At 35.7% G+C, this 6,957-nt stretch carries 6 protein-coding genes; 5 read left to right on the top strand and 1 reads right to left on the bottom strand.

The genetic code is table 11. The features are described from left to right. Positions 1-659: 659 nt before the first annotated feature. On the bottom strand, positions 660-1,931 hold the full coding sequence (locus tag EL17_RS21735) for an IS4 family transposase (RefSeq protein ID WP_051720332.1): 1,272 nt from the start codon (positions 1,929-1,931) through the stop codon (positions 660-662). 243 nt (positions 1,932-2,174) lie between these two features. Between EL17_RS21735 and EL17_RS21730 the strand changes: the two genes are divergently transcribed. From EL17_RS21730 to EL17_RS21705, 5 genes are all read left to right on the top strand, one after another. Next, positions 2,175-2,510: a type II toxin-antitoxin system RelE/ParE family toxin gene (locus EL17_RS21730; protein WP_035079567.1), complete on the top strand. Its 336-nt coding sequence runs from the start codon at positions 2,175-2,177 to the stop codon at positions 2,508-2,510. A 4-nt stretch (positions 2,511-2,514) separates the two neighbouring features. Beyond that, positions 2,515-2,814 (top strand): helix-turn-helix domain-containing protein, encoded by a 300-nt coding sequence (locus EL17_RS21725; RefSeq protein ID WP_035079537.1) that lies wholly within the window; start codon positions 2,515-2,517, stop codon positions 2,812-2,814. A 129-nt stretch (positions 2,815-2,943) separates the two neighbouring features. Next, on the top strand, positions 2,944-4,425 hold the full coding sequence (locus EL17_RS21720) for a serine hydrolase domain-containing protein (RefSeq protein ID WP_035079533.1): 1,482 nt from the start codon (positions 2,944-2,946) through the stop codon (positions 4,423-4,425). Positions 4,426-4,967: 542 nt separating this feature from the next. Then, positions 4,968-5,795: a transglutaminase-like domain-containing protein gene (locus tag EL17_RS21710; protein WP_051720330.1), complete on the top strand. Its 828-nt coding sequence runs from the start codon at positions 4,968-4,970 to the stop codon at positions 5,793-5,795. A gap of 202 nt (positions 5,796-5,997) precedes the next feature. Further along, positions 5,998-6,765: a transglutaminase domain-containing protein gene (locus EL17_RS21705; protein ID WP_035079526.1), complete on the top strand. Its 768-nt coding sequence runs from the start codon at positions 5,998-6,000 to the stop codon at positions 6,763-6,765. Positions 6,766-6,957: the final 192 nt, after the last annotated feature.

The raw sequence follows: 6,957 nt of genomic DNA, 5'->3' as shown, positions 1-6,957 counted from the left end.
CATATAATAGCTTGTTTTGGTTAATAAATTTTCAATCCTTTTTTTCCTTTACTCATAGCTGATACAAGGTCATGATAAAACAAAACATGCCTTTAGGTACTGTTCTGGCTTTGGATTGAAAGAAGGAAGGGGCTTTCTCGATTACAACATCTTTGTGTTTAGTAGACAGATTATTCCCTCCCTTCCATTTTTTATCATCTAATTTAATAACCACTTAATATTATTTAAAGTAACCTCAAAGATATGATTTATTATTATGGCTTTGGATGGAAAGAAGAAAGGGGCTTTCTCGACTGCAACATCATAGTGTTTAGTAGGTAGTTTATTCCCTTCCTTCAATTCCTTTATCAACTGATATTTTAATTAAAATCAATAGCTTTATTTGCTTTTATAAAGATATGAGTAGACGGCCGTGAGCCATAAGCTCACGGTGCGCCTCCAATGTCATTAAGTTAAGACGTTTATTTAATATTCCGGTCTGAAAAATCCGAAAAAGCCCTTGTTATAATTCTAAAAACTGAATAACAATGAGCATTCTTTGCATTTTTTGAGCTTATTGATAAGCAACTTTCAGATTAACTACAACATTTGGACATAGTTATGCTGCCCTGTCTTGCGATAGGTAATTTCACTTAACATATTCGCTTTTTTTCCTTTCTTTAAAAAGAGTTTTTGTACGGCATCGGATAAATGCGTTTGCTTTTTCTGAAGTTTCTTTGAAAATTCCTTTCCTTCCTTATCGGTTCAAGGTTGGCTGAGAATAACAGCACCAACTCGTCCAGATAAATCCCTGCAGTTTCCTTTTCCCTATACAAAAGCAGAACAATGCTGTTTTTCATTCGGTTAAGGGCCTGAGTAAAGTTGATTTTGTATGGTTTTTTGCGGTTTTCACATTTTTTTTCTGCCAGTTCCTCTGCCCCGCCTACCAGTATGGCGGTGAGATTGCAGGAAAAAATTTTTGCATGAAAGTCCTGCTTGATAGACAAACAGCTTTTTCCGCTGAAGTTTTCCATTTCCAGTCGGGATTTTATGGTTTTATACGACTCTTCTACTTGCCACCGGAGTTGGTAAAGCCTAGAAAAAAGGCTGTAAGGATATTTCTCAAGGTCAGTCAGAGATGTGATAAGCACTTCCTTTTCCCCGGTAATGAGTGTTATGCAGATAAAGCGAAGCTTGAGCGGAGCTTTTGATATTCCCAATTCCAAGCATTTTTTGCTACTTTGTTTACTGGGATATATTTCAGCAATTGTTTGCTGTTCCCCACTATCAGTAAGGGATGATGCTGTTTTCCAGCTGCCGACTTTTAACCTAAAGCAAAAATCAACATTTTTAGAGTTAAGCAAGGCAAACATCCAAAAGGGGGCATAGTTTCTGTCGCAGATTACCAGGTCATCCGGTTTGAACACTGCCGTATGTCGCAATGCCAGGTTATGTTCATTATCATCGTAGGTTGACAAGATGGCATCTAGGGTCAGATTGTTCAGCAGGTCATAGGCTTGGGACAGCCGGGCATAGGTGAGCGGTGTACCCGTTTCGGAAGTGTCGTGAACTCCATATTCTGTCTGAATTTCTTTGCTGACCGGAAGTCTGGCGGTAGAACCGTCTACCCCTATGAGCCTAAATCCATTCCAGCGATTATGTCCTGTCTGGTAGAAAGTTTCAATCTGGTCCTTGTCCAGCTCTAAAAAAGCCTCATGGCCAAGCTTCTTCCGGGCCAGGCAAAAGGCCGATTTAGTGACTTCATTAACAGGAATTTCTTTGTTTAAGAGAACTTTAAAGATATTATCCAGGTCTGCCTGAAGGGATTTAGTCAAAAAATTAATGAGTACCAGGAACACCTTGTGGAACGGCAGGCTTCTTTCTCTGGTAAAATCAGTTGGCCTGACTCGGTGACGTTCAATAAATTCTGGGGAAGTCAATTTTTTTTTCAAACTTTGGATAAGTTTGAGGTGTTCTGTAATGATTTTCCATTATAGTTTTTTTCTTTAAAAAACCTGATAAAATTATTGGTTCATTTCTAAATATACACCTTAATACATTGAAAAACAATTATATACACTAACTTAATGACATTGGAACGTGGGGGTGAGATTCCCCTGCCTGACCCGATTAGAGTGCATTAAAAGAACTCTAAGCTTTTGGAAAGTGTTATCTTTTGAGATAACTTTGTGAATATGGTCAGGAAGATTATTTTTTACGAAAACCACTTTATTAAATTTTATCAAAAGCAGAATGATAAGGTTAAAAGTAAGATTCAATATGTTTTTGAGCTGATCAAGCAAGTGGAAAGGGTACCAGAGAAGTTTCTCAAAAATCTTGAAGGAATTGAAGGATTATTTGAAGTAAGAATTGAATACCAATCAAATATTTATAGAATTTTCTGCTGCTTTGATGAAGGAAGATTAGTTGTCCTTTTTAACGGTTTTCAAAAGAAGACACAGAAGACTCCGAAGAAGGAAATAGAGAAAGCGGAAAGTTTAATGAAGGAATATTTTCAATCAAAGAAATAAGGTTATGAAGGATTATAATAAAGTCAAAACATTCGATGAACTGATTGAATTGGAACACGGGAAAATAGGAAGCGAAAGCAGAAATAAATATGATGAAAATGCCCAGATGTTCATCATAAGCGCAATGCTGAAAGAGGCTAGAAAGGAAGCAAACCTCACGCAGGAGCAATTGGCAGAAAAGGCAGGAACAAAGAAGAGTTATATTTCAAAACTTGAAAACGGTAAGGGAAATATCCAGTTATCGACATTGATTCGAATTTTCGAACAAGGTTTAAATAAGAGGATTGGGTTAACTTTCCTATAACAATTCAAAAGGAATAACGCACTCTAACAGGCAGTATAAGTGAGCCTGTCAAGCCTTGTAATAAAATTGGAGCGGTCAACATCGGCCCACTTAAACTGCCAAACCGTTGTATTTAATTAAACCATGATAATGAAGACCGTCTTTACACCAATTTTATTTACCTTGTTATTTTTCACCTCTTGTACTAGTGAGCCTGAAAATTCACTTGATGCAGAAATAGAAGAGATCGAAAGTAGTCTAATAACGGCTATTCAAGTTGATGGCGACTCGTCAATAAAATACACCTTGACAGATCGAATGCAGCATTACAAAGTTCCGGGATTAAGCATAGCAGTGATAAAAAATCGGAAATTACACTGGGCTAAAGGGTATGGTAAAGTAACTACCTCCGAAAAAGACGATATTGATGTTACCGCAAATACACTGTTTCAAGCAGGTTCTATTAGTAAACCATTGGCTGCGCTGTCAGTATTGAAACTTGCAGAAGAAGGGATTCTTGCACTCGATATGGATGTAAATAACTATCTGAAAAATTGGCAGATTCCAGAAAATGATTATACTAAAACACAAAAAATTACGCTAAAGCACCTACTATCTCATACTGCTGGATTAACAGGACATGGTTTTCCCGGTTATCAAAATGGTGAATCTATTCCTTCTTTGGTTCAAGTATTAAATGGTGAAGGAAATACTCCGCCTATAATTTTAGATATTGAACCGGGTAGTGCTTGGAGATATTCTGGCGGAGGATATACGCTAATGGAAAAAATAGTAGAAGATGTTAGCGGATTAAATTTTGAAGATTTTATGCGTAATAAAATCTTGCAGCCTCTCGGAATGACTATGAGTACTTATGAACAGCCCTTACCGGTAAAATTTAGGCCATTGGCCAGTGCTGCTTACAATAGAAAAGGTGAAGTGATAAATGGATTTTGGCATAATTACCCCGAAAAAGCCGCAGCCGGACTATGGACAACCCCAACGGATTTAGCTAAGTATTGTATTGAAGTGCAGGATATTTTGGCCGGAAAAGAGAATGGAGTTTTATCCAAAAAAACCATAGAACTGATGCTTACAAAAAACATGAACAGCTGGGGAATGGGGCCTTCGCTACAATGGGAAGGAGATTCTTTGATATTTCAACATGGTGGCAAAAATGAAGGGTTTACAACAGAAATGATCGCATTTGCTTACAAGGGGGATGGCGTAATTATTATGACAAATGCCGACAATGGACGTCCTTTAATCAATGAAATTCTTCAATCGATTTCAACTTACTATGGATGGGGTATTAAAAAACCAAAAATAATTGACTCCTATCTATCAGAGCCCAAACAATTACAAAAGCTGACAGGCAAATATAAGTATAATGAAGAAGGAGGCCCTGTTCCTGGCATAAAAGGGGAGTTTGTAGTTGAAGTTAAGCTGGAAACTGGTAAACTAAGAATGATTGATGGCAATGGATATTTAAATTCGGTTCTTGCCCAAACCGGAGAATTAGAATTTACAGAAATGGATGGAGGTCAAGAAATTAAATTTCAAAAAAATGACAAAAACAACTCATTCTTTTTTTTATATTTTGATTTCTTTCAATTTGATAAGGTTGAATAGATTACTGTTAGGTTCGAGAGAAGTAGTCTGTAAAATAAAATTAAAAATAACTAAATACAACATTGCATATAGCTTATGGCGGGTGAGGTGTAGATACCAAAGGAACGCCATTTGGCGATTTAAAAGGAGAAAATAGTGTTTACAAATATGGATATCCAAATTTCACGTTAAAAGACTTTTGTGATGGATATATCTTTTTGGTACCGATTAAAAATTATGAAATTGTAACTGCAATACCAAATTTTGTTAAACCAGAACATGTTGAATATATTAAGACTCAAGAATTTGAGTATAGGAATTCAAATCTAACAGCCAATAATCTAAATGATACTATAAAAATTTGGTTGAAGGACCAAAAGAAAAATTATCAATTGATGAAATAATAACTTTTGCTAACACACAATATAGCCAATAAGGGTTTCAGAGGTATACGAAGGTTTGTAGCCTGCTTCAACTTTTGCTGTACCTTGATAGGGAAAAAGCCCGTAATACCTTACTGGCCATATTGTCAACCGTTATAAGCTATACTTTAAAATTAGGCGATGAAAAGAGTAATCACATTATGTTTAACTATTTTATTTTTTGGAAGCTGCAATTCAGATTTCAATGAATTACAGTTTGATACAATTTTAACAAATACTGATTTGCAAATTTTGTACGAACAGAATCGTAACAATGAATATCTCAAATCTCTTCGATCTAAATTCCCAATAGATAGTTTAATCGTAGGCGCAAAAACTGATTCGGAAAGAGTAAAGAAAATACTATTCTGGGTACATAATCAATGGAAACATGATGGGAACAATGAACCTCTTAAGGATGATGCCATCTCCATACTTGATGAAGTGAAAGAAGGGAAAAATTTCCGTTGCGTTGAATATGGTATTGTTACTTCTGCATGTTTAAATGCGGTTGGGCTTAAAACAAGGACTTTAGGTCTTAAGACCGCAGATGTTGAAACCAGAAAATCAGGAGCAGGTCACGTGGCGTCCGAAGTGTTTTTGAACGACTTAAACAAATGGGTATTTATTGACGCGCAATGGGATGTGATCCCTGTATTAAATAACACCCCACTTAATGCAGTTGAATTCCAGCAAGCCTTAGCCAGTAATAATGAAGAACTGGAAATACAATCATCTAAAACTTCAAAAGACCTATATGCTAAGTGGATTTTTCCTTATTTATTCTACTTTGATATTGCATTTGATAATACAGAAGGAGTAAATTTTCAAAGGAAAACTATAGAAGGAAAACCAAAATTAATGCTAGTTCCTGGTGGAGCTCCTACCCCTACAATTTTCCAAAGAAAAAATAAAATCAATGCCTATTACACAAATTCGATTAACGATTTTTATGCAGCACCTGAATAATAGTGACAAGTATAGGTACAGCTAATAGCACTTAAGAAAACATGGGGCTGATATTCACATATGCAAAGTTTTATTCTCGTTTTTATCTTTATCTTAGGTTCATAGTTAATCGCTTCGAAATGTCCCATGTTTCTTAGCCGCGGACCCTTAGTGCTAACCTTAAAACAGAATTTGCTTCTTAAAACTTTTAATTTTAAAAATAATGAAGAATCTAATTATTTGTCTTTCTTATGCCTTTTTACTTTCAGGCTGTACCGCTTTGAATATTTTCCCTTCAAAAAATATAAGTAAACTCTCATTTGCTATTGAATCAATGAATCCCGAGTTTCAATTTTACTTTCCCGACCAAAATAAAGACTCTATAATTTTTAAAATAAAAGAGAATTATCCAATAGAGGAGGTGATTAAGGGCGTCACAGACGAACAGACAAAAATACTTTCGGCCCTCAATTGGGTGAGAAATCAATGGGAACATAATTCATGGAATGACGCAGGCACTAATGATGCCTTTATTATATTACAGAGGGCTGAACAAGGTGAAAAATTTAGGTGCGTTGAATATGGAATTGTTCTAAAAAGTGTTCTAGCTACGATAGGGATGAAATCTAGGACTTTAGGGCTTATGACACGTGATGTTGAGAAAGTTAAAATGGGGGCTGGCCATGTTCTTACAGAGGTATGGCTGAATGATCATAAGAAATGGGCAATGGTAGATGCCCAGTTTGATGTGATGCCAATATTAAATAATGTACCTTTAAATGCAGTCGAATTCCAGTCCGCTATTGTTGAAAAAGAGGACTTTTCCTTAATTAATATCAGTGGAGAGCTTAGTTCCAAAGAGCGTAATAAATTTATGGGATTCATTCCCCATTATCTTTATTATTTTACAATTGCTTTTGATGAATCAACTATCCAACCTGATCAGATATTTAAATTTAATGGAAATTCCAGTTTGACGCTAATTCCTTAAGGAAGTAAAGAACCAACTATTTTTCAAAGAAAATATCCTCTTAACGGTATGGAATACACAAACTCTCTAAATGATTTTTACAGGGAGTCAAAAAAATAGATTATTTCAACCTTTTAGGACTTTAAACTAAGAAAAAAGGCAAGCACTAACAGCACCTGAGAAAACATGGGGCAGATATTCGCATACGCAAGG

This window comes from Anditalea andensis, from assembly GCF_000714815.1.
In the GTDB taxonomy this organism is placed as follows: domain Bacteria; phylum Bacteroidota; class Bacteroidia; order Cytophagales; family Cyclobacteriaceae; genus Anditalea; species Anditalea andensis.
The sequence above is the reverse complement of the archived record's forward strand: the minus strand, read 5'-3'. Positions and strand labels throughout refer to the sequence as shown.